Origin of the sequence: Micromonospora sp. NPDC007230 (assembly GCF_042869115.1) — a bacterium.
In the GTDB taxonomy this organism is placed as follows: Bacteria; Actinomycetota; Actinomycetes; order Mycobacteriales; family Micromonosporaceae; genus Micromonospora.
The window spans coordinates 1-1,634 of sequence record NZ_JBIAFE010000074.1; the positions used below are offsets into that span (position 1 = coordinate 1).

The 1,634-nt window shown below is 70.1% G+C and carries 1 protein-coding gene; it reads right to left on the reverse strand.

Annotated features, from left to right (window positions below):
* Positions 1-13 precede the first annotated feature (13 nt).
* Positions 14-1,426 (reverse strand): NF041680 family putative transposase, encoded by a 1,413-nt coding sequence (locus tag ACFYML_RS36565; protein ID WP_387425009.1) that lies wholly within the window; start codon positions 1,424-1,426, stop codon positions 14-16.
* Positions 1,427-1,634 lie beyond the last annotated feature (208 nt).

A 1,634-nucleotide genomic window follows, 5' to 3' on the forward strand; every position in this document is an offset into this window, starting at 1 on the left:
CTTAGCTTGATCTTTAACCCTCGCGTTGGTTACGTGCTGCGATGGTCAGGTCACGCTTAATGGTTTTGCCGACGTCGTGGCGGGGTGCGGGCTGACGGTTGCGGGAGCCGGGTGGCCGTCCGGGGCCGGGTGTTGCGGGTTTCGGTGCGCTGGCGGGCAGGGCGCTGGTGGGGCGGATGTTCCGGAACCCGCGGCGGACGCGGGCGGGGGTGAGCCGTCCGGGTGGTGCGGGTTTTTCCCAGGGGCGGCGAAGGTCGGCGGCCAGGGGGCGGGCCAGGCGGAGTTGGGTGTGCGCGGCGATGATCAGCCAGGTCCAGCGGTCGGCGGCTTGCGGGGTGCGGATCTTCGGGCGGGTCCAGCCGAGGGTCTGTTTGAACAGGCGGAAGGTGTGTTCCAGGTCGAAGCGGCGCAGGAAGGCCTGCCACCAGCGGTCGACATCGGTGGCGGTGGCGCCGGTGGCGGAGCACCACAGCCATACCGGCTTGGGGTCACGGTCGCCGGGTAGGTGGTCGACCTGCAGCCTGATCAGGGTGCCTTCGATGACCGGCAGGTCCCCGTCGTGGTCGATCCAGCAGGTGCGGCGGGTCAACCTGGGGTGCAGCCGGTCCCACGCGGCTGCTCGCGCGGTGCCGTAGCGCGTGGTCGCAGTGGTGGTGACGTGGTGCGGCGCCGGCCAGGTAGCCGGATCGGCCAGGGCGAACTCGCCGCCGTGTTTGCGGGGACGGCCGATGGTGCCCGCCGCCCTGACCGGCTTGGGCAGCCGTAGGACACGGTCGGAACGGATCCGCCCGACCAGCACCACGGGTAGGTCGGCCAGCACCCAGGCCAGCCGGGCGGTGTCGTAGCCGGTGTCGGCCACGATCAGGATGTCCGGGTCGCCGGGCCGCCAGTGCCCGACGGTGATGAGCCGGTCCACGACATCACGCAGCTGGGCGGCGGTGACCGCGGTGGCGTCATCGGTCGGGCCCAGCCGCACCGCGTCCAGGACCTGCGTCCACGACGTGCGGCCGGACTCCAGCGCGGCCACGAACGAGTACGGCCAGCCCGGGATCAGCTGAGCCTGCCCCTTGCCTCGGGCGTAGACGTGGCAGAACAACCGGTCCGGGCTGGTCGGCGCGTCCGGGCGCAGCCAGTTCGACACGTCCACAGCGAGGACGATCCGCCCGTCCGCCGCCCGGGGCAGCGGCAACCCGGCCAGCCTCGCGCGGAGCCGGGCGATGTCGATCCTGCCCGCGTTCAGCCCGTCGTACAGGGCGCCGTGACCCCGACGATGCTCCGCCGTCAACGTGAGATCGACCAGGCTGTGCACCGGCCCGTCGGCGCACAGGACCGCGTCGGTCAGCTCGAACAACGCGTCCGTCCGGCGCACCAAGCACTGGTAAAAGTCCCGGCGGAAGCCCGCCAGCACCGCCGCTGAATCACTCACGGGCGTGTCGGGTAACACCAGCCCCGCTACGTAGTCCACAATCGTGGCCACGGCCACCGTCCTTGTTCTTCACGTCCTTGCCAGGGAACCGAAGGATCATCAGACGGTGGCCGGCTTCCGTCTCCACGACACGCCGAATCCACAAAGGACCATCACGGCCGCCGAGACGTCAGGGTTAAAGAACAAGCTTAGAGCCTGGTAAATAAGG